13 protein-coding genes are annotated in these 20,600 nt (G+C 67.3%); 8 read left to right on the forward strand and 5 right to left on the reverse strand.

Annotated features, from left to right (window positions below; all coding sequences use genetic code 11):
• Positions 1 to 60: 60 nt before the first annotated feature.
• The 4 genes from CLI93_RS14100 to rodA form a co-directional block, all read right to left on the reverse strand.
• Positions 61 to 1,548, reverse strand: coding sequence for a glutamate synthase subunit beta (locus CLI93_RS14100; protein ID WP_095996021.1), 1,488 nt, complete (start codon positions 1,546 to 1,548; stop codon positions 61 to 63).
• 44 nt (positions 1,549 to 1,592) lie between these two features.
• Positions 1,593 to 6,380, reverse strand: a complete 4,788-nt coding sequence (locus tag CLI93_RS14105) for a glutamate synthase-related protein (RefSeq protein ID WP_095996022.1) — start codon at positions 6,378 to 6,380, stop codon at positions 1,593 to 1,595.
• Between the two features lie 100 nt (positions 6,381 to 6,480).
• On the reverse strand, positions 6,481 to 7,896 hold the full coding sequence (gene glnA / locus CLI93_RS14110) for a type I glutamate--ammonia ligase (protein ID WP_095543464.1): 1,416 nt from the start codon (positions 7,894 to 7,896) through the stop codon (positions 6,481 to 6,483).
• Between the two features lie 444 nt (positions 7,897 to 8,340).
• Entirely contained in the window at positions 8,341 to 9,525 is a 1,185-nt protein-coding gene (gene rodA / locus CLI93_RS14115) for a rod shape-determining protein RodA (RefSeq protein WP_095543463.1), read from the reverse strand.
• A gap of 109 nt (positions 9,526 to 9,634) precedes the next feature.
• Between rodA and gph the strand changes: the two genes are divergently transcribed.
• The 4 genes from gph (at position 9,635) to CLI93_RS14135 (ending at position 13,465) form a co-directional block, all read left to right on the forward strand.
• Complete coding sequence (gene gph / locus CLI93_RS14120) at positions 9,635 to 10,372, forward strand: phosphoglycolate phosphatase (protein WP_095543449.1); 738 nt, start codon at positions 9,635 to 9,637, stop codon at positions 10,370 to 10,372.
• Between the two features lie 4 nt (positions 10,373 to 10,376).
• On the forward strand, positions 10,377 to 11,189 hold the full coding sequence (locus CLI93_RS14125) for an alpha/beta fold hydrolase (RefSeq protein ID WP_172424359.1): 813 nt from the start codon (positions 10,377 to 10,379) through the stop codon (positions 11,187 to 11,189).
• A 76-nt stretch (positions 11,190 to 11,265) separates the two neighbouring features.
• On the forward strand, positions 11,266 to 12,789 hold the full coding sequence (locus CLI93_RS14130) for an ABC transporter substrate-binding protein (protein ID WP_095543448.1): 1,524 nt from the start codon (positions 11,266 to 11,268) through the stop codon (positions 12,787 to 12,789).
• A gap of 67 nt (positions 12,790 to 12,856) precedes the next feature.
• Positions 12,857 to 13,465, forward strand: a complete 609-nt coding sequence (locus CLI93_RS14135; RefSeq protein ID WP_095543447.1) for a glutaredoxin family protein — start codon at positions 12,857 to 12,859, stop codon at positions 13,463 to 13,465.
• A 194-nt stretch (positions 13,466 to 13,659) separates the two neighbouring features.
• Here the strand turns inward: CLI93_RS14135 and CLI93_RS14140 are convergent, their stop codons facing one another.
• On the reverse strand, positions 13,660 to 16,278 hold the full coding sequence (locus CLI93_RS14140) for a DNA internalization-related competence protein ComEC/Rec2 (RefSeq protein WP_238945919.1): 2,619 nt from the start codon (positions 16,276 to 16,278) through the stop codon (positions 13,660 to 13,662).
• 286 nt (positions 16,279 to 16,564) lie between these two features.
• On the opposite strand from CLI93_RS14140, the gene CLI93_RS14145 reads away from it, so the two are divergent.
• From CLI93_RS14145 to adk, 4 genes are all read left to right on the forward strand, one after another.
• Positions 16,565 to 17,023, forward strand: a complete 459-nt coding sequence (locus CLI93_RS14145) for a RidA family protein (RefSeq protein ID WP_095543461.1) — start codon at positions 16,565 to 16,567, stop codon at positions 17,021 to 17,023.
• 141 nt (positions 17,024 to 17,164) lie between these two features.
• A complete protein-coding gene (locus CLI93_RS14150; protein ID WP_095540711.1) occupies positions 17,165 to 17,422 on the forward strand; it encodes a type B 50S ribosomal protein L31 in 258 nt (85 codons plus the stop codon).
• Between the two features lie 229 nt (positions 17,423 to 17,651).
• A complete protein-coding gene (locus CLI93_RS14155; RefSeq protein ID WP_238945918.1) occupies positions 17,652 to 19,403 on the forward strand; it encodes a hypothetical protein in 1,752 nt (583 codons plus the stop codon).
• Between the two features lie 148 nt (positions 19,404 to 19,551).
• Entirely contained in the window at positions 19,552 to 20,208 is a 657-nt protein-coding gene (gene adk, locus CLI93_RS14160; RefSeq protein ID WP_095543445.1) for an adenylate kinase, read from the forward strand.
• Positions 20,209 to 20,600 lie beyond the last annotated feature (392 nt).

The raw sequence follows: 20,600 nt of genomic DNA on the forward strand, positions 1-20,600 counted from the left end.
TCGCGCCGCAGGCCAGGCGGCGCTTCACGCCTGTCGCCCAAAGGGCGATCCTCGAATGCATCAAAGAGGCAGGTCGCTGAAGCCCATCAGGAACTCGTCAACGGCGCGGGCGGCTTGCCGGCCTTCGCGGATCGCCCAGACGACCAACGATTGGCCGCGGCGCATGTCGCCTGCAGCGAAGAGTTTGGGCACGTTGGTGGCGTAACCGCCGGTGGGCTCGGCGCTGGCCTGGGCGTTGCCGCGCGCGTCGGTTTGCACGCCAAAGGCGGCCAGCACGCTGGGCACGGGGCTGACGAAGCCCATGGCCAGCAGCACCAGGTCGGCCTTGAGGATTTGCTCGCTGCCGGGCACTTCGCGCATCTGGCCGTCTTGCCATTGCACGCGCACGGTGTTGACGGCGGCAACGCGGCCTTTGTCCTTGCCTTTGCCGGGCACGAAGGCCTTGGTGGCTATGGCGAATTCGCGCGTGCAGCCTTCTTCGTGGCTGGTGCTGGTGCGCAGCTTGAGGGGCCAGTAGGGCCAGGTCAGGGCTTTGTTTTCCTGCTCGGGCGGCATGGGCATGAGCTCGAACTGGGTGACTTCGGCGGCGCCCTGGCGGCGGCTGGTGCCCACGCAATCGCTGCCGGTGTCGCCGCCGCCGATGACGATGACGTGCTTGCCCTCGGCGCGGATCTGGCCGGGCAGCGCGTCGCCCGCGTTGACTTTGTTTTGCTGGGGCAGGAACTCCATGGCGAAATGCACGCCGTCCAGCTCGCGGCCGGGCACGGGCAGGTCGCGGCTTTGCTCGGCCCCGCCGGTGAGCAGCACGGCGTCGAACTGGGCCATCAGGGTTTCGGGAGCGATGGTTTCACCGGCCCAGTTGGTGACTTTGCTGCCCGCGCCCAGGCCGTCGGGGCCTGCAACGAGCACACCGGTGCGGAAGGTGACGCCTTCGGCCTGCATTTGCGCAATGCGGCGGTCGATGTGGCTTTTGTCGAGTTTGAAGTCGGGGATGCCGTAGCGCAGCAGGCCGCCGGGGCGGTCGTTTTTCTCGAACAGGGTGACAGCATGCCCGGCGCGCGCCAGTTGCTGCGCGGCGGCCAGCCCGGCGGGGCCGGCGCCGACAATGGCGACGCGCTTGCCGGTTTTGCGGGCCGCAGGCCGGGGCGGCACCGCCCCGGCTTCCCAGGCGTGGTCGATGATGGCCTGCTCGATGGATTTGATGCCTACGGGCTGGTTGTGGATGTTGAGGGTACAGGCGGCCTCGCAAGGCGCAGGGCAGATGCGGCCGGTGAATTCGGGAAAGTTGTTGGTGCTGTGCAGCACCTCCAACGCGCTGGCCCAGTCCTGGCGGTAGATCAGGTCGTTGAAGTCCGGGATGACGTTGCCCAGCGGGCAGCCGTGGTTGCAAAACGGCGTGCCGCAGTCCATGCAGCGCGCGCCCTGGGTCTGGGCCTGGGCGTCGTCAAGGGCAATGACGAATTCCTTGTAGTGCTTCAGCCGGGCCTGCACGGGCAGGTAGCCGGGCTCGATGCGTTGGTATTCCAGAAAGCCGGTGGGTTTTCCCATGATCGTGGTTCCTTTTTGGTGGGTGCGGGCAGGCAGGCACAGGCTCAGGCCCGCTGGCCGCTGGCGCGGGGGGCAGCCTTGGCGCTGTTCTTTGACCCGTCCTTGGGAGCGGCTTCAGCGGCCAGGGCGGGCACCCGTTGGCGGCGCGCGTGCAGATCGGCCAGGGCGCGCCGGTATTCGTGAGGGAAGACCTTGACGAAGCGGCTGCGCGCGGCCTGCCAGTTGTCCAGCAGCTCGCGCGCGCGGCGGCTGCCGGTGGCGCGGTGGTGCGCTTCGAGCAAGGCGCGCAGCTGGGCGTCGTCGCTCTGGCCCTGGTGCCAGATGGCGCGGTCGATGCACGCCTCGTGCTCGTCGTGCGGCAGCACGCGCTCCAGGCTGACGCTGGCGGTGTTGCAGCGGCTGGCGAACAGGCCATCTTCGTCATAGACGTAAGCCACGCCGCCGCTCATGCCGGCGGCGAAGTTTCGGCCCGTTTTGCCGAGCACGGCAACGGTGCCGCCGGTCATGTATTCGCAGCCGTGGTCGCCCACGCCTTCGACCACCGCCGTGGCGCCCGACAGACGCACGGCAAAGCGCTCGCCAGCCACGCCAGCGAAGAAGGCCTGCCCGCTGGTGGCGCCGAACAGGGCCGTGTTGCCCACGATGGTGTTGCGCGCGGCCTCGCCGCGAAAGTCCAGGCTGGGGCGCACGGCAATGCGGCCGCCCGAGAGGCCCTTGCCGGTGTAGTCGTTGGCCTCGCCGATCAGGTACAGGGTGATGCCACGCGCCAGAAAGGCGCCGAAGGACTGGCCGCCCACGCCTTCGAGCTGCACGTGGATGCTGTCATCGGGCAGGCCCTCCGGGTGCAGGCGGGTGAGCGCGCCCGAGAGCATGGCTCCCACGCTGCGGTGGACGTTGCGCGCGGCTTCGATGAAGCGCACGCGTTCGCCTTTTTCAAGGGCCGGGCGGCTGCGCTCGATGAGCCGGTGATCCAGCGCATTGGTCAGGCCGTGGTCCTGCGCTTCGGCGTGGCGGCGCGGCACCTCATCGCCCACGCTGGGCTGGGCGAACAGGCGCGAGAAGTCCAGCCCCTTGGCCTTCCAGTGCGCCACGCCCTGGCGCATGTCCAGCAGGTCGCTGCGCCCCACCAGCTCGTCAAAGGTGCGCACGCCCAGCTGGGCCATGATCTGGCGCACCTCCTCGGCCACGAAGAAGAAGTAGTTGATGACGTGCTCGGGCTTGCCAGCGAACTTGGCGCGCAGCACCGGATCTTGCGTGGCCACGCCCACGGGGCAGGTGTTGAGGTGGCACTTGCGCATCATGATGCAGCCTTCCACCACCAGCGGCGCGGTGGCAAAGCCGAATTCGTCGGCCCCCAGCAGCGCGCCGATGACCACGTCGCGCCCGGTTTTCATCTGGCCGTCGGCCTGCACGCGAACACGCCCGCGCAGGCGGTTGAGCACCAGGGTTTGCTGGGCTTCGGCCAGGCCAATCTCCCACGGGCTGCCCGCGTGCTTGATGCTGGACCAGGGCGATGCACCGGTGCCACCGTCGTGCCCGGCGATGACCACGTGATCGGCCTTGCACTTGGCCACCCCAGCGGCGATGGTGCCCACGCCCACTTCGCTGACCAGCTTGACGCTGATGTCCGCGTGCGGGGCCACGTTCTTCAGGTCGTGGATGAGCTGGGCCAGGTCTTCAATGGAATAAATGTCGTGGTGCGGCGGCGGCGAGATCAGGCCCACGCCGGGCACGCTGTGGCGCAGGCGGCCGATGTAGTCGGACACCTTGCCGCCGGGCAGCTGGCCGCCTTCGCCGGGCTTGGCACCCTGGGCCATCTTGATCTGGATCTGGTCGGCGCTGACCAGGTATTCGGCGGTGACGCCAAAGCGCCCGGAGGCCACTTGCTTGATGCGGCTGCGCAAGGAGTCGCCATCTTGCAGCGGCAAGTCCACCGCGACGTTTTCCGCGCCGATCACGCTGCCCAGGGTTTCGCCCGCGCGGATGGGGATGCCCTTGAGCTCCTGGCGGTAGCGGCGCTCGTCCTCGCCGCCTTCGCCGGTGTTGCTCTTGCCGCCAATGCGGTTCATGGCCACGGCCAGCGTGGCGTGCGCCTCGGTGGAAATCGAGCCCAGCGACATGGCGCCGGTGGCAAAGCGCTTGACGATTTCGCTGGCAGGCTCGACTTCTTCCAGCGCGATGGCGCGCGCCGGGTCGGTCTTGAACTCGAACAGGCCGCGCAGCGTCATCAGGCGGCGGCTCTGGTCGTTGATGAGGCGGGCGTATTCCTGGTAGGTGGCAAAACTGCCCGCGCGCGTGCTGTGCTGGAGCTTGGCGATGGCGTCGGGCGTCCACATGTGTTCCTCGCCGCGCGCGCGCCAGGCGTATTCGCCGCCCGCATCCAGCATGCGCGGCGCGGCGGAAGGCCCGGAGGCAGGCGCATCGTGGCCGAAGGCGGCCTGATGCAGGCGGATGGCTTCCTCGGCGATTTCGAACACGCCCAGGCCTTCCACCCGGCTGGCGGTGCCGGTGAAGTACTGGCTGACCGTCTCGGCGTTGATGCCCACGGCCTCGAACAGTTGCGCGCCGCAGTAGCTCATGTAGGTGCTCACGCCCATCTTGGACATGATCTTGGACAGGCCCTTGCCCACGGCCTTGATGTAATTGGCCACCGCCTTTTCAGGCGCCAGCGCGCCCGTCAGGGGCTGATGCATGTCGTGCAGGGTTTCGATGGCCATCCAGGGATGCACGGCCTCGGCGCCGTAGCCAGCCAGCACGGCAAAGTGGTGCACCTCGCGCGCGGTGCCGGTTTCCACCACCAGGCCGGTGGCCGTGCGCAAGCCCGCCTGCACCAGGTGCTGGTGGATGGCCGAGAGCGCCAGCAGCGCCGGAATGGCGATGCGGTCGGCGGCCACGTCGCGGTCGCTGACGATGAGGATGTTGGCGCCATCGCGCACGGCGTCCACGGCGCGCGCGCACAGCGAGGCCAGGCGCGCCTGCACGCCGTCGCGGCCCCAGGCCAGCGGGTAGGTGATGTCGATCACCGCGCTCTTGAACTTGCCGTGCGTGAGCGCGGCAATGTCGCGCAGCTTGGCCATATCGGCTGCGTCCAGCACGGGCTGGCGCACCTCCAGCCGCATCGGCGGGTTGACCTGGTTGATGTCCAGCAAATTGGGCTTGGGGCCGATGAAGGACACCAGGCTCATCACGATGGCCTCGCGGATCGGGTCGATGGGCGGGTTGGTGACCTGCGCGAAGAGCTGGCGGAAGTAGTTGTACAGCGGCTTGCTGCGCGGCGAGAGCACGGCCAGCGGGCTGTCGTTACCCATGCTGCCAATGCCTTCTTCGCCGTGTGCAGCCATGGGCGCGAGCAGGAATTTGAGGTCTTCCTGCGTGAAGCCGAACAGCTGCTGGCGCTGGCGCAGCGCCAGTGCGTGCGCAGGCAACGGCGCGGCGGCCACAGCGGCCGGGGCGGGCACGCTGTCCAGGCGCACGCGCAGGTTGTCGATCCACTGCGGGTAGGGCTTGGCGCCGGCCACGCCGGCCTTGATCTCCTCGTCGTCGATCATGCGGCCCTGCTCCAGGTCGATCAGCAGCATCTTGCCCGGTTGCAGGCGCCATTTGCGCACGATGCGACTGTCGTCAATGGGCAGCACGCCCGCTTCGGAGCCGAGGATGACCAGGTCGTCGTCGGTGACCCAGTAGCGCGAGGGCCGCAGGCCGTTGCGGTCTAGCGTGGCGCCGATCTGGCGGCCATCGGTGAAAACCACGGATGCCGGGCCGTCCCACGGCTCCAGCATGGCCGCGTGGTATTCGTAGAAGGCGCGGCGGCGCGCGTCCATGCCCGCGTGCTGCTCCCACGGCTCGGGAATCATCATCATCATGGCCTGGCTGAGCGGGTAGCCCGCCATGGTCAGCAGCTCCAGGCAGTTGTCGAAGGTGGCCGTGTCGGACTGGCCGGCAAAGCTGATGGGGTAGAGCTTGTGCAGGTCATCGCCCAGCACCGGGCTGCGCATCACGCCCTCGCGCGCGCGCATCCAGTTGTAGTTGCCCTTGACGGTGTTGATCTCGCCGTTGTGCGCCACGTAGCGGTAGGGGTGCGCCAGCGCCCACTCGGGGAAGGTGTTGGTGGAAAAGCGCTGGTGCACCAGCCCCAGGGCGGAGACGCAGCGCGCATCCTGCAAGTCCAGGTAATACGTGCCCACCTGGTGGGCCAGCAGCAGGCCCTTGTAGATCACGGTGCGGCTGCTCATGCTGGGCACGTAGTATTCCTTGCTGTGCTTGAGCCCCAGGCGCTGGATGGCGGCGCTGGCGGTCTTGCGGATCACGTACAGCTTGCGCTCCAGCGCGTCCTGCACGATCACGTCGCCGCCGCGGCCAATGAAGACCTGGCGGATCACGGGCTCCTTCTCGCGCACCGCCGCGCTCATGGGCATGGCGCGGTCTACCGGCACGTCGCGCCAGCCCAGCAGCGTCTGGCCCTCGGCCTTGATGGCGCGCTCAAGCTCCTGCTCGCAGGCGCGGCGGCTGGCGTGTTCCTTGGGCAGAAACACCATGCCCACGCCGTACTCGCCCGCAGGCGGCAGCGCCACGCCCTGCGCGGCCATTTCCGCGCGGTACAGCGCATCGGGGATCTGGATCAGAATGCCCGCGCCATCGCCCATCAGCGGGTCGGCGCCCACCGCGCCGCGGTGGTCAAGGTTTTCCAGGATTTGCAGCGCCTGGGTGACGATGGCATGGCTTTTGGCGCCCTTGATGTGGGCCACAAAGCCCACGCCGCAAGCATCGTGTTCGTGGGATGGGTCATACAAACCCTGCTGGCGCAGTGGCTGCGCTTCAGACGCCTGACTCATGGCGTACTCCTTCTTGTTCGGTTTTCGGTGGGGCGCTTCGGTGGGTCGGATTGGCGGCGGCTGGCAATGCCGCTGCGGCCCAAGCCTTGCCGCCAGGGCTTTACAGCGAGTAATACATCTCGAATTCCAGCGGGTGCACGGCCTGGCGAAAGCGCGTGACTTCGCCCATCTTCAGCTCGATGTAGGCATCCAGCATGGCGTCGGTGAACACGCCGCCTTTGGTGAGGAAAGCCCGGTCGGCGTCCAGCGCTTCGAGCGCCTGGTCCAGGCTGTGGCAGACGGTGGGAATCAGCGCGTCTTCTTCGGGCGGCAGGTGGTACAGGTCTTTGGTGGCCGCCTCGCCGGGGTGGATTTTGTTTTCCACCCCGTCCAACCCGGCCATGAGCAGCGCGGCAAAGCCCAGGTAGGGGTTCATCAGCGGATCGGGAAAGCGCGCTTCCACGCGCCGCGCCTTGGGGTTGCTGACAAAGGGCACGCGGATGGAGGCCGAGCGGTTCTTGGCCGAGTAGGCAAGCTTGACCGGCGCTTCAAAGCCGGGCACCAGGCGCTTGTAGCTGTTGGTGCCGGGGTTGGTGATGGCGTTGAGCGCGCGCGCGTGCTTGATGATGCCGCCGATGTAGTACAGCGCAAAGTCCGACAGGCCCGCGTAGCCCTCGCCGGCAAAGAGGTTCTTGCCGTCCTTCCAGACCGATTGGTGCACGTGCATGCCCGAGCCGTTGTCGCCCACGATGGGCTTGGGCATGAAGGTGGCCGTCTTGCCGTACAGGTTGGCCACGTTGTGGATGACGTACTTTTGCAGCTGCGTCCAGTCCGCGCGCTGAACCAGGGTGCTGAACTTCGTGCCGATTTCATTCTGGCCTGCGCCAGCCACTTCGTGGTGAAACACCTCCACGGGGATGCCCAGTGACTCAAGCACCAACGACATTTCGGCGCGCATGTCCTGCGTGCTGTCCACCGGCGGCACAGGAAAATAGCCGCCCTTGACCGTGGGGCGGTGGCCGCGGTTGCCGCCTTCGAGCCGCGCGCCGGTGTTCCAGGGCGCTTCGTACTCCTCGATCTCGAAGCCAGCCTTGCCGGGGCTGTTTTCCCAGCGCACGCCGTCAAAGAGGAAGAACTCCGGCTCGGGGCCGAAGTAGGCGGTGTCGCCCAGGCTGGAAGCTTTCAGATAGGCCTCGGCGCGCTTGGCAATGCTGCGCGGGTCGCGCTCGTAGGGAGTTCCGTCGGCCGGATCCACCACGTCACAGGTGAGCAGCAGCGTGGGCTCTTCGAAGAAAGGGTCGATGTTGGCAGTGCCGGGGTCGGGCATGAGCAACATGTCCGAGGCTTCAATGCCCTTCCAGCCCGCCACCGAAGAACCATCGAACGCATGGCCGCTGTGGAACTTGTCCTCATCGAAATGGGACACCGGCACGGTGACGTGCTGCTCTTTGCCACGGGTGTCGGTGAAGCGGAAATCAACGAACTTGATGTCGTTGTCCTGCACCATCTTCATAACGTCGTCGATTGTTCTTGCCATGGGGCACTCCTGTTCGCTGGGGAAACTCAGTGGGTTCGGAGTGCATCCATCGCAAAACTCGTGCCAGGGCGGCAGCCTGGCCCCAGGCAAGCAGCAAAAACAGGCGCCGCGCCCTGTACAGGCGCGGCTTTCTGCCTTGTGCCCAGCGCACAGCCTGGGCAGATGGCAGCGCGCACCTGCGCGTGCATCTTGGCGCAGCTGCGCACCAGGATAGGGCGCGCGCTTCACTTTGGTGCACGCCAGGCCCAGGGCCTGTCTCGGCGCCCTATCCGGGCGCACCTGCGCGCTTGCACGCTTGCCATGCCCCAGGGCTTGCGCCGCCAGGCGACCCTGCATCGCGTCCAAGACCAGGCACTCAGTGCCTGTTCAAATTCTCTGTGCGCATGGGCCAGAAGTGGCCCGACTCTGGGGGAAACGCGGCGCGAGGAATTCGCGGGCAGGCACTCACAAACGCCGGGCCGAGAACTCGATGGTCGGCGGCACAATGGCGGCGTCGCGGGCCACGGACATCAAAATGCCCAGCGCCAGGCCCAGCGTCACCATGGCTGTGCCGCCATAGCTGATGAAAGGCAACGGCACGCCCACCACGGGCAGGATGCCCATCACCATGCCCATGTTGACGAAGGCGTAGGTGAAGAAAATCATCGCCACGGCTGCGGCCATCAGGCGGCCGAACAGCGTCTTGGCGCGCAGGGCGATCCACAGCGCGCGGTAGATCAAAAACAGGAAGCCCAGCAGCAGCGCCAGCGTGCCCAGCAGGCCGAATTCCTCGGCAAAGGCGGCGTAGATGAAGTCCGTGGTGCGCTCGGGGATGAATTCCAAATGGGTTTGCGTGCCAGCCATGAAGCCCTTGCCCCACATGCCGCCCGAGCCAATGGCGATCATGCCCTGGATGATGTGAAAGCCTTTGCCCAGCGGGTCGTTGTACGGGTCCAGCAGCGTGCAGACGCGGGTTTTCTGGTAATCGTGCAGCACCACCCAATCCACGCCGTCCTGGCACAGGTAGGGCTCAAAGCCGATGATGGCCGCCACGCCCAGCAGCGCCAGCAGCACTGGCGGCAACACCAGCTTCCAGGGCAGGCCGGCAAAGAAAATCACCGCCAGCCCGGCGCCCAGCACCAGCAGGGCCGTGCCCAGATCGGGCTGGCGCAGAATCAGCCCCACAGGCAGGGCCAGCAGCGCCATGGCGACGACGAAATCCGTGGCGCGCAGCGGCGTGGGGCGCAGCTGGAACCACCAGGCCAGCATCAGCGGCGCGGCGATTTTCATGATCTCGCTGGGCTGGATCACCACGCCGACGTTGAGCCAGCGCTGCGCCCCCTTGCGCGCAATGCCGAAGAACTCCACCCCCAGCAGCAGCAGCAGCCCGGCCAGGTACAAAGGCACGGCCAGCGCCATCAGCCGCTGGGGCGGGATTTGCGCCAGCACGAACAGAATCGCCGCAGCCAGCGCCATGTTGCGCGCGTGGTCGCCAAAGCGCGCGCCATGGTCGAAGCCGGCTGAATACATGGCGATCAGCCCCAGGGCCGCCAAAAACAAAATGGCGGCAATCAGCCAGCCATCAAAGCGCTGGAACACGCCCAGAAAATGGTGGTGCCAGGGGGTTTTGTTCAGGGTTACAACAGCCATTGCCGTATTATCGCCAGCCGCCCGGCGCAGCCCGGCCGCCATGAGGCCGCCATGAGACTTTTGCGCCAAAACGCCGCCACTCGCCGCCACCCGCCCGCCCCCGCTTGCCATGAGCCACACGCACCGCAGCGCCCGCGCCCAGCTGGGCGCACGCCCCATCCATGCCGTCCTGCTGGATCTGGACGGCACCCTGATCGATACGCTGGATGAGTTCGAGCTGGCCCTGGGCCACATGCTGCACAGCCTGCAGCTGCCGCCCACCACGCGCGCCACCATTGCACGCACCATCGGCAAGGGCTCTGAGCACCTGGTGCGCAGCATCCTGGCCAGTGCCTTGGCTCAAGCCGGTCTGCCGCATGACGAGCAGGCCGTGGCGCAGCGCTTCGATGAGGCCATGCGGCTGTATTTCATCGGCTATGACAATGCCGGCCACGAACATGCCAAGGTCTACCCTGGAGTGCGCGAAGGGCTGCAGGCCCTGCAGGCGCTGGGCCTGCCGATGGCGGTGGTCACCAACAAGCCCATGCGCCTGGCCCGACCGCTGCTGAACGCCACCGGCCTGGCCGGGCAGATCGAATTTCTCTACGCTGGCGACAGCTTCGCGCGGCGCAAGCCCGACCCCTACCCGCTGCTGCAGGCCTGTGAGCGCCTGGGCCAGGCGCCGCAGCAGGTGCTGATGATTGGCGACTCAGCCAACGACGCCGCTGCCGCGCGCGCAGCCGGCTGCGCCATCGCCCTGCTGCGCTACGGCTTCAATCATGGCGAGCCGATCGAGCAGGTTGCCGCCGATGGTTATTTCGACTCCATCGCAGAAATTGCCGCGCAATTGGCCGCAGCCCTTGCATGAACGCATGAATACCAGCACCACCTCACCCTCATCACCCGCACTGCCGCCAGCCATCGCCAACACCCTGCCCACGCTGCTGGTGCCAGGCTTGGCTTGCTCCCCCGCCCTGTTTGCCCCGCAGCTGCCCACGCTGTGGCGCCATGGCCCGGTGACGCTGGCGCAGACCACCGAGCACGACAGCATGGCCGAGATGGCCCGCGCCATCTTGCGCGATGCGCCGCCGCGCTTCGTGCTCATGGGCCTGTCCATGGGCGGCTACATTGCCTTTGAAATCCTGCGCCAGGCGCCCGAGCGGGTGGCTGCGCTGGCCATCCTCGACTCCTCGGCGCGCGCCGACAGCGATGAGGCCCGCGCGCTGCGCCTGCGCGTGATGGAGCTGGCCCGCCAGGACAAGCTGGCCCTGGCCATCGAGCTGAATTTCCCGCGCTCCGTACATGCCAGCCGCGCCGACGATGAGGCGCTGCGCGCCGCAGTGCAAGCCATGGCGCAGGACACTGGCGTGGCCGCCTACCTGCGCCAGCAAACGGCCATCATGCAGCGCTGCGACTCGCGCCCCAGCCTGGCGCACATCCGCTGCCCCAGCCTGGTGCTGGTCGGCGCTGAGGATCAGCTCACCCCGCCGGCCTTGGCCGAGGAAATCCACGCCGCGCTGCTGGCCGGCGACCAGGCGCGCCAGGCCAGCGGCAGCGCCGCCGCCGCGCCGCTGCGGCAGCTGCACATCGTGCCCCAATGCGGCCATCTCAGCACGCTGGAGCAACCCGCGCTGGTGGCAGGCATTCTGGACCGCTGGCTGCTGGCCTTGCGTAGTCAGGGCTGAGCCTTCAGTCCCTTGAGCGCCCATGCAGCGCTCATGGAATAATGCGCGCCCCACTGATTTTGGAGAGACCATCGCAATGATGAAACGGCGAACCCTTCTGGCCTCCAGCGCCGCCTGGCTGGCCGCCACTGGCGCAGCCAGCCCGCTCACAGCCCTGCACGCCGCCCCGCGCAGCGCTGGCGCGGACAAGGCCGACAAGTCCAGCATCACCATCGGCATGGTGCTGGAGCCGCCCGGGCTGGACCCCACAATCAGCGCCGCTGCGGCTGTCAGCGAAGTGACGCTCTACAACATCTACGAGACCCTGACCAAGATCAACCCCGACGGCAGCGTAGCCCCGCTGCTGGCCGAAAGCTGGGAAGTCTCGCCCGATCTGCATACCTACACTTTCCGCCTGCGCCGTGATGCTCAGTTTCATAACGGCCAACCCTTCAATGCCGCTGCGGTCAAGTTCAGCTTCGATCGCGCCAAGGCGGAAAAGAGCACCAACAAAGACAAAGCGCGTTTTGCCAAGCTCAGCACCGATGTGGTGGACGAGTACACCGTACGCATCCGCAACGAAGTGATTGAGCCCGATCTGCTGTTCGTGCTCGGCCAGGCCACGGCCATCATCGTCGAGCCTCAGAGCGTGGCGAAAAACGCCAGCGCCCCCGTCGGCACCGGCCCCTACCGGCTGGCGCGCTGGAATCGCGGCACGGCGCTGACCCTGCAGCGCTGGGACGATTCGCCGCGCGCGGCGCAGCTGCCCATCAAGACGGCCACTTTCCGCTTCATCGCCGACCCTGCGGCCCACGTGGCCAGCCTGCTGGCCGGCGATGTGGACTGCTTCCCGCGCGTGGCGCAGCGCGGCGTGGAGCAATTCAAATCAGACCCCAGGTTCCAGGTGCTGGTCAGCGGCTCGCGCGCCAAGACCATCCTGTCCATCAACCACCGCCGCAAGCCGCTGGGCGACGTGCGCGTGCGTCGCGCCATCGCTGCGGCCATCGACCGGCGCCAGGTCATCGAAGGCGCCGCCAGCGGCTATGGCGTGCCCATCGGCAGCCACTACGTGCCCGGCGCTTTCGGCTATGTGGACACCACCGGCATCAACCCCTACGACCCGGACAAGGCCGTGGCCCTGCTCAAGGAGGCTGGCGTCAAGACGCCACTGAAGCTGCGCATGACGCTGCCGCCCACGCCCTATGCGCGCCAGGGCGGCATCGTCATCGCCGCCATGCTGGCCAAGGTCGGCATCCAGACCCAGCTGGAAAACGTCGAATGGGCGCAATGGCTGCGCAACACCATGGGCCAGCACCAGTTCGACCTGACGCTGATCTCGCACGTCGAGCCGCTGGATCTGGGCAACTATGCCAACCCGGACTACTACTGGGGCTACGACTCCCAGGCCTTCCGCGACATCTGGGAGCAAACACGCAGCGCTACCCAGCCGGCCGAGCGCGCGCGCCTGCTTGGCCAGGCCCAGCGCCTGCTGGCCGAGGACTGCGTCAACGCCTTCCTCTACCAGCCGCAGTGGGTCACCGTGGCGCACAAGGACATCCGCGGCCTGTGGCGCGACATGCCCATCTTCGTCAACGATCTGTCGGCGCTGCGCTGGAGCTGAAAGCCATCACCGGCAACCGGGCTGGCAGAATGGCGCCGCATCACAACAAAACTGAGGAGGAATCACCATGGCCCATCTGCCACCCCGCGCCGCCGCCCTGGCGGCCCTGGCGCTGGCCTGCGCCGTCAGCCTGCCGGCCTGCGCGCAGGAGGTTTACCGCAGCAAAAGCGCCAGCGGCAGCACGCTCTACACCGACAAGCCGCCCGCAGCCGGCGCGCCATCGCTATCGGGCAAGGGCAGCTCTCAAACGGCCGAAGGCAGCAACCCGGCGGCCAGCAGCGACCTGCAGGCCGCCATGCGCCGCTACCCCGTTTCCTTGTATGTCATGCCCAACTGCCCGGCCTGCAACAACGGCCGCAAGTGGCTGCAAGAGCGCGGCATTCCGTTTCAGGAATACAGCATCAAAACACCCGAGGACCAGCAAACCGCAGCGCGCCTGGGCATCGAATCCCTGCCCCAGCTACACATTGGCCGCCAGACGCTCGATGGCTTCAGCGCCTCGCAATGGGCCCAGTACCTGGATGCCGCCGGCTACCCAGCCCAATCCGAGCTGCCTGCCGATTACAGCGCCCCTGCGCCCCGGCCGCTGAGCAGCGCCGCTACACAGCAGCCTGCGGCGACCAACGCCTCCAACAGCTCGGGCGGCGGCAGCGCCCCGCCAGGCTTTCGTTTTTGAGGGCAGGCCCTGAGCTGCACTGGCCTCCTCAGAGCCTGTTCAAAATCTCGGCGCGAGTGGGCAAGACTCGGTTTGGGGTGGGCTGCAAGGCAAAAAACGCAGCCATAGCTGGGGCTATGGCGAGGCTTTGCGGGCGCAGCAGAGCTGCCCAAATCCGCTCTCTTGACCGCCGTGCAAAGATTTTGAACAGGCTCTCACCTCGGAGGCCGATGCCAATAGCGCTGGTTGGCCTCGCGCTCGCAGCGCAGCTGCTGCGGCGCGCTGGACTGCCACAGCGCCGCGCCGCAATCGGCCGTATTCACGAACCGCACGCCCTGCTGCTGGTAGCGCGCCACCACCTCCGGGTGCGGGTGGCCGAAACGGTTGCGGTAACCGGCCTGTGCCACGGCAAAACGCGGCGCCACACTGGCAATGAAAGGCGCCGATGAGGAAGTGCGGCTGCCGTGGTGCGGCACCTGCAGCCAATCGGCGCGCAACTGCGCCCCCAGCGCCAGGCGCAGCGCCTGCTCCTGCAGGCGGCCAATGTCGCCGGTGAGCAAGGCGCTGCTCCCATCGCTGGCCGTGATGCGCAGCACGCAACTGCTGGCATTGCGCTCCAGCCAGCGCGCCCCAGGCGGCGGGTGCATAAAGGCCAGCGTCACGCCATCCCATTGCCATTGCAGGCCTGCCTGGCACGGCCTGGCCTGCTGCGCCACACTGGCCAGCCCCGCAGGCCAGTGTGGCGGCGGCATGGCCGGCGCATACAGCTGCGCCACGTCGAACGCCGCCAGCACGCTGCGAGCGCCACCCACGTGGTCGCTGTCGCCGTGGCTGAGTACCAGCGCATTGGGCTGCAAACCATGGGCCTGCAGCAACGGCACCACCACACTGTGTCCGGCGTCGCGCCCGCCGCCGTAACTGGGCCCCGCGTCATACAGCAGCGTGTGCTGCCGGGTCTGCACCAGCAAGGCCCCGCCCTGCCCCACGTCCAGCGCCAGCAGGCGGAAATGCCCCCAAGGCACGGGCGATGGTCGCCAAGCCAGCATCAGCAGCAGCCAGATCAGGCCCTGCAAGCGCAGCCAGGCTGGCCAGCGCCCCACCGCCATCCAGGCGCCGGCCAGGCCCAGCAGCGCCCAATACCACGGCAGCTTTGGGGCATGCCATTGGGCCATGGGCCAGCTGGCCAGCCATTGCAGGCCTTGCAACAGATGCACCATCAACCAGGCAGCGGCCTCCAGAGGCACAGGCCAACATGCCGCCAGCAGGCTGCCCAGCATGGCCAATGGCACGATGAGCAAAGTCACCAGAGGAACAGCCAGCAGATTGGCCAGCAGGCCCAGCCAGCTGAGCTGGCCAAACAGGCCCAGCGTCAGCGGTGCCAGCACCAACGACAGGCGCCATTGCATCTGCCACAATTGGCGCAGCCGCCCAGCCACCACCACCCCCCAGCGCCGCACCGGCCCGCCAAGCGCACCGACCCCAGCGCTGCCTGCCCCATTGCCCTGCCCCGGCAGCACCAACAGCACCGCCACAGCCACGAAACTCAGCCAGAATCCGGCCTGCTGCAAAGCCCAAGGGTCATACAACAGCACGGCCAGCGCCGCCAAACCCAGCGTGGCATGCCAGGGCCAGAGCAGGCCAGCGCTGCGCAGCAGCACCCAGACGCCCAGCATGCAAATCGTGCGCTGCGCCGGCAGCTGCCAGCCACTGAACAGCGCATAGCAGGCCGCCAGCAACCAACCGCCCCACAGACTGGCCACTGGCGCCGGCACGGCATGCATCAGCCGTGGCCAGCTGCGCCACAGCCAGCCCACCGCCCCCATGGCCAGCCAAGCGAACATGGTGATATGCAGCCCGGAAATGGCCATCAAATGCGCCACCCCGGTGCTGCGAAACACCTGCCAATCGCCCTGGTCGATGGCGCGCTGATCGCCCGTCACCAAAGCCGCCAGCACCCCGGCGCTGCGCTGCCACAGCGTCGGGTCTTGCCCCTGGGCCAGGGTCTGGTGATCACCCTGCACGCTGGCCGGCACGTCGGCAGGCTCTCCTGCCCAGGCCGGTGCTGGCAAGGCCACGATGCGGTCGCGCACCGCCTGCCGCCAGCGCTGCAGGCGGTAGCCGCCCGAATCGCCCAGCCAGCGCGCATCCTGTGCCCCTTGCTGGCGCACGCTGGCCGTGGCCTGCACGCCCTGCTGCCACAGCCATTGCTCGTAATCGAACAACAGCGGATTGCGCAGCCCGCTGGGCGCGCGCACGCGCAGCGGCAAATGCCAGCGATCACCCGCACGAACCTTTGGCGGCCATGGGGCCAAGGCCTGCACCGCCGCGCCCTGCCGCGCATCACGCCAGACTCCGGCCCTGGCCTGCGGCGGCGCGTACCAGGCCACCTCCAGCGGCTGCACCAACGCCAGCGCCTGGCCATCGGCGCGGCGCGCCGATTCGGGCTGAAAGCGAAAGCGCAGCACATCGGCCTGCTGGCGCGGCAAGGACGACACCACCCCGGTGACCTCCAGCTCCAGGCCATCCCAATGCGGCGGCAAGGCCCCCTGGGCATGCCACGCCGCGCGCAGCCCCACCCAGCCAAAACCCAGCGCAGCCGCCGCCAGCATGCACAGCGCACTGCGGGCAAGGCCCCTGCGCCCCAGGCGCCACAAGGCGACCAAAAAAATCAACGCCGCCAACAGCAGCGCCAGATATGCGCCCCAGGCCCACAGCTGCGGCTGCCGCAATTGCACCGCCAGCCCCACGCAGCCGGCCCCCAGCAAGGCCCAGGCTCGGCACGTGCCAGCGCCGGCCGGCCCAGCATCCGCCAGGCCGGCGCTGCTGGCCGCCACGGCCTGCCGCTGCCTTTTCCCCAAGCTGTTCACACGCACTGCGCTGGGCCCACACCAGGCGCTGCGCGGCATGCCTTTGGCCCCATGGCCGGGCCGGGCGCAGCGCCTGCTGCCCAAGCGGCCCATGGTGCATGCCGTATCATTTCGCCCGCTTCCAGCCCCCTCCTTTTTGCTGCTGCATCCATCACAAGCGGCAGCACCCCACCACTGTGCCACCCAGGCCATGGGGGCTTACCGCCACCAGGCCAAAGCCAAAGGCACTCCCCTCACCAGAAAGGTCCAAGTCATGGGAATCTACGAAAAGCTCCAAGCCCTGAACATCGAGCTGCCCGCCGTTGCCACCCCGGTGGCAGCGTATGTGATGTACGCACAAAGCGGCAAGCAGGTTTTCCTCAGTGGCCACATCGCCAAAAAAGACGGCAAGGCCTGGGTCGGGCAGCTGGGCAAGAGCATGAGTACCGAGGAAGGCAAGACCGCCGCGCGCGCCGTGGGCATTGACCTGCTGGCCACCTTGCAGGCTGCCGCAGGCGGCGATCTGGAGCGGGTCAAGCGCGTTGTCAAAGTCCTCAGCCTGGTCAACTCCGCGCCCGATTACACCGAGCACCACCTGGTCACCAACGGCGTGAGCGAGCTGCTGGTCGAAGTGCTGGGCGACAAAGGGGTGCATGCACGCAGCGCCTTCGGCGTCGCCCAGCTGCCCATGGGCGCCTGCGTTGAAGTCGAACTGATCGCCGAGCTGGAATAAGCCCGCCCCGCCCATTGGATAAAACATGCGATAATCGCGCGTTTTCTGTGCCAAGTGCTGTGGCAATGGGTGCCGCATGTGGCTGGCGCGAGGTTCTTGCCCTTATCCCAATTGCAAGAGAAAAACCCGAGAGATTTCGCCATGAAAGAAGGCATCCACCCCGAATACCGCGAAGTGCTGTTCGTTGATCTGTCCAACGGCTTCAAGTTCGTGACCCGCTCCTGCGTCAACACCAAGGAGACCGGCACCACCGACGATGGCCGTGAGCTGCCGCTGTTCAAGCTCGATACCTCCAGCGAATCGCACCCGTTCTACACCGGCACGCAGAAGTCGGTGGACAACATGGGCGGTCGCGTCGAGCGCTTCCGCAACCGCTTCGGCAAGCTGGGCGCCAAGTAAGCCCTGCTTTGCCCCACCCAGCAGCGCGGCCCATGTGGCCGCGCTGTTTTTTTGCGGCCCGACCGCCAAGGGGCGCGTGCGGGATGTGCGGCACAATCTTGCCCGGGATGGTCGCGCCCGGGATGGGCTTTGCGCACGCCATGGCCCTTCCCATTCGCCCTCTTACCAATCAGGCAGAGGTTTTGAACAGACTCTTAGCCCCCTGCCTTTGTCACGACTGCTTCTTCGCGTGAGCGCTCTGCCCCCCTCGCCCGCCATCGTCAGCCAAAGCGCCGTGCGCCCGTTGGCGCGCGCCATCCTCTGGGCGCTGAGCCTGGTGTATGTCTGCGCGGGCTTTATTGGTCGCCACCCTTGGAAGAACGAGGACATGGCCGCTTACGGCTACATGCAGGCGCTGGCTCAGGGCCAGAGCAGCTGGCTGCAGCCGGAGTTGCTGGGCCAAGGGCTTAGTTATGCCTCGCAGCATTTGTCCGTCTGGCTGGGCGCAATGGCCTTGCTGTTGCGCCCGGACTGGCTGGCCCCGACGCTGGCCGTGCGCCTGCCTTTCATGGGTCTGATGCTGATCAGCCTGGCCGCCGTCTGGTACGCCACTTACTACTTAGCCAGACGGCCCGAAGCCCAGCCCGTGCCCTTTGCCTTTGGCGGTGAGGCCGAGCCCGTGGCCTACGCCCGCGCCATTGCCGATGGCAGTGTGCTGGCGCTGGTGGCCAGTCTGGGCCTGATGCAGTTTTCGCACGAGACCACGGCCACGGTCGTGCAGCTGGGCGGCGCCAGCCTGTTGTTTCTTGCCCTGGCCTTGCCCGAAGCGCGACGCCGCCTGGCCTGCGCTCTGGCCCCGCTGGCCTGCGCCGTGCTGCTGCTGGGCGGCGGGGCTTATTGGCTGGGGCCGGTGTTGCTTCTAAGCGCGCTGTTGGCCTGGCAACTCAAAGGGGCTCCAGTGCGCCCTGCACTGCCCCTGCCGCTGCTGGGTGGCTTGGCGCTATTGGCTGCGCTCGGCGCTGCGGCGCAGGCCAGCTGGTACGGCGCGGCCTGGCCGTTGGCTTGGCCGGGGCTGGATGGCGCGCAGTGGCTGCGCTTCGCGCGCCTGCTCATCTGGTTTGGCTGGCCCGCCTGGCCGCTGGCCTGCTGGGCTTTGTACCGCTGGCGGCGGCATTGGCTGCGCGCCCAACCCAGCCTGCACCTGGCTCTGCCTCTGCTCTGGCTGCTGCTGACCCTGGCCCTGGCGGCCTGTGCGCAGGGTTCGGCGCGCGATCGCACGCTGTTTCTCAGCCTGCCCATGGCCGCCACGTTGGCGGCGTTTGCACTGCCAACGATGCGCCGCACCCTGTCTTCGCTCATTGATTGGTTCACGCTGCTGTTCTTCACAGCCTGCGGCGTGGCCATCTGGGTGATCTGGACGGCCACGCAAACCGGCCTGCCGGCCAAGCCTGCGGCCAATGTGGCCAAGCTGGCGCCGGAGTATGTGCCGCAGTTCTCGGCGCTGGCCTTCGGGCTGGCGGCACTGAGCACGGCCATCTGGCTGGCTGTGATCGCTTGGCGCACCGGGCGGCACCGCTCTGCGCTGTGGAAGAGCCTGGTGCTGCCCGCTGGCGGCGCCACTTGGTGCTTGACGCTGGTCATGACGCTGTGGCTGCCCATGCTGGACTATGGCCGCTCCTACCAGCCGCAGATCGACAAGCTCGCCGCCCATATCCCGCAAGATGTGCCCTGCCTGTGGGCCTACGATCTGAGCACACCACAGCTGGCAGCCTTTTGGGCCCAGGCCGGCTGGCCCTTGCGCCAGCCCGACGCCAACGGCCCGGCGGCGCAGGCACCGGCCAGCGCCCAGACCTGTCCGCTGAGCCTGGTCGGGGCCCAGGCCAGTGCGGCAAGCCAGGCGGCGCTGCAGCGCGCCGGCTGGCGCCTGCAGGCGCGCATCGAGCGTCCTACCAGCGACGAAGCCGTGTTGCTGTTTGCCGCCCCGGCGGCCAGTCGGCTCTGAGCCTGCGGGTATCCACGGGCAAAATTCATGGCCGGGCTGCGCCTGAGGCCCATGGGCCCCATGCTATGCTCGGGCGGCATTTTTCAGGGCATTGGCTGCGTACACCTGTGATGCGCAGTCTGGCCCAACACAACGAAGGAACAATCCAATGAGACTGATTTTGCTCGGCGCACCCGGTGCCGGAAAGGGCACACAGGCCGCATTCATCTGCGAGAAGTTCGCCATCCCGCAAATTTCCACTGGCGACATGCTGCGTGCGGCCGTCAAGGCCGGCACGCCTCTGGGCCTGCAGGCCAAGGCCGTGATGGACGCCGGGCAGCTGGTCAGCGACGACATCATCATCGGCTTGGTCAAGGAGCGCATCGCCCAGCCCGATTGCGCCAAAGGCTTTTTGTTTGACGGTTTCCCGCGCACCATTCCGCAAGCGGATGCCATGAAAGAGGCTGGCGTCGATCTGGACTACGTGCTGGAGATCGACGTGCCTTTTGGCGACATCATGGAGCGCGCCACGGGCCGCCGCCAGCACCCCGGCAGCGGTCGCACCTACCACATCAAATTCAATCCGCCCAAGGTGGAGGGGGTGGACGACGTCACTGGCGAGCCGCTGATCCAGCGCGATGACGACAAGGAAGAAACCGTCAAGAAACGTCTGGAGGTCTACGATGCGCAAACCCGCCCTTTGGTGAGCTACTACTCCGACTGGGCCGCCAAGGAGCCGGCCAAGGCACCCAAGTACCGCAAGATCAGCGGCGTGGGCAGCGTGGAGGCCATCACCCAGCGCGTGTTCGAGGCCCTGGGCAGCTAGAGCGTGTTATGCACTTTTCGCCCCCCGCGCTGGCCCCAAAACCGTGTAATCGCAAGGCGGCGCGCGCGGCCAAGGCTGGCTGCCTTGGCAAGCGGGCCAACGCGGCGAGTGCATGGTTTTGGGGTCAGCCCGCAGGGAGAGCGCCCCGGCATGCGCATTGCGGCGTTGCCGTCGCCTTGCAGCCCACCGGGCTGCGGCGGCAACGGCGCCTTGCACTGCACACGTCGGGGGGCTCTCGCGGGGGGTGAAAAGTGCATAACACGCTCTAGGCCGAATCGACATTCATCCGGTATCTTCGGCGGATGTCCAAGACCAAGCATCCGCGGCCCAGCCGCTACGAATTGACCCAAACCCAATGGGAGCGGATCGAAGATCTGCTCCCAGGCAAGGCC

It is taken from the genome of Vandammella animalimorsus (assembly GCF_002288875.1).
Taxonomy (GTDB): domain Bacteria; phylum Pseudomonadota; class Gammaproteobacteria; order Burkholderiales; family Burkholderiaceae_C; genus Lampropedia; species Lampropedia animalimorsus.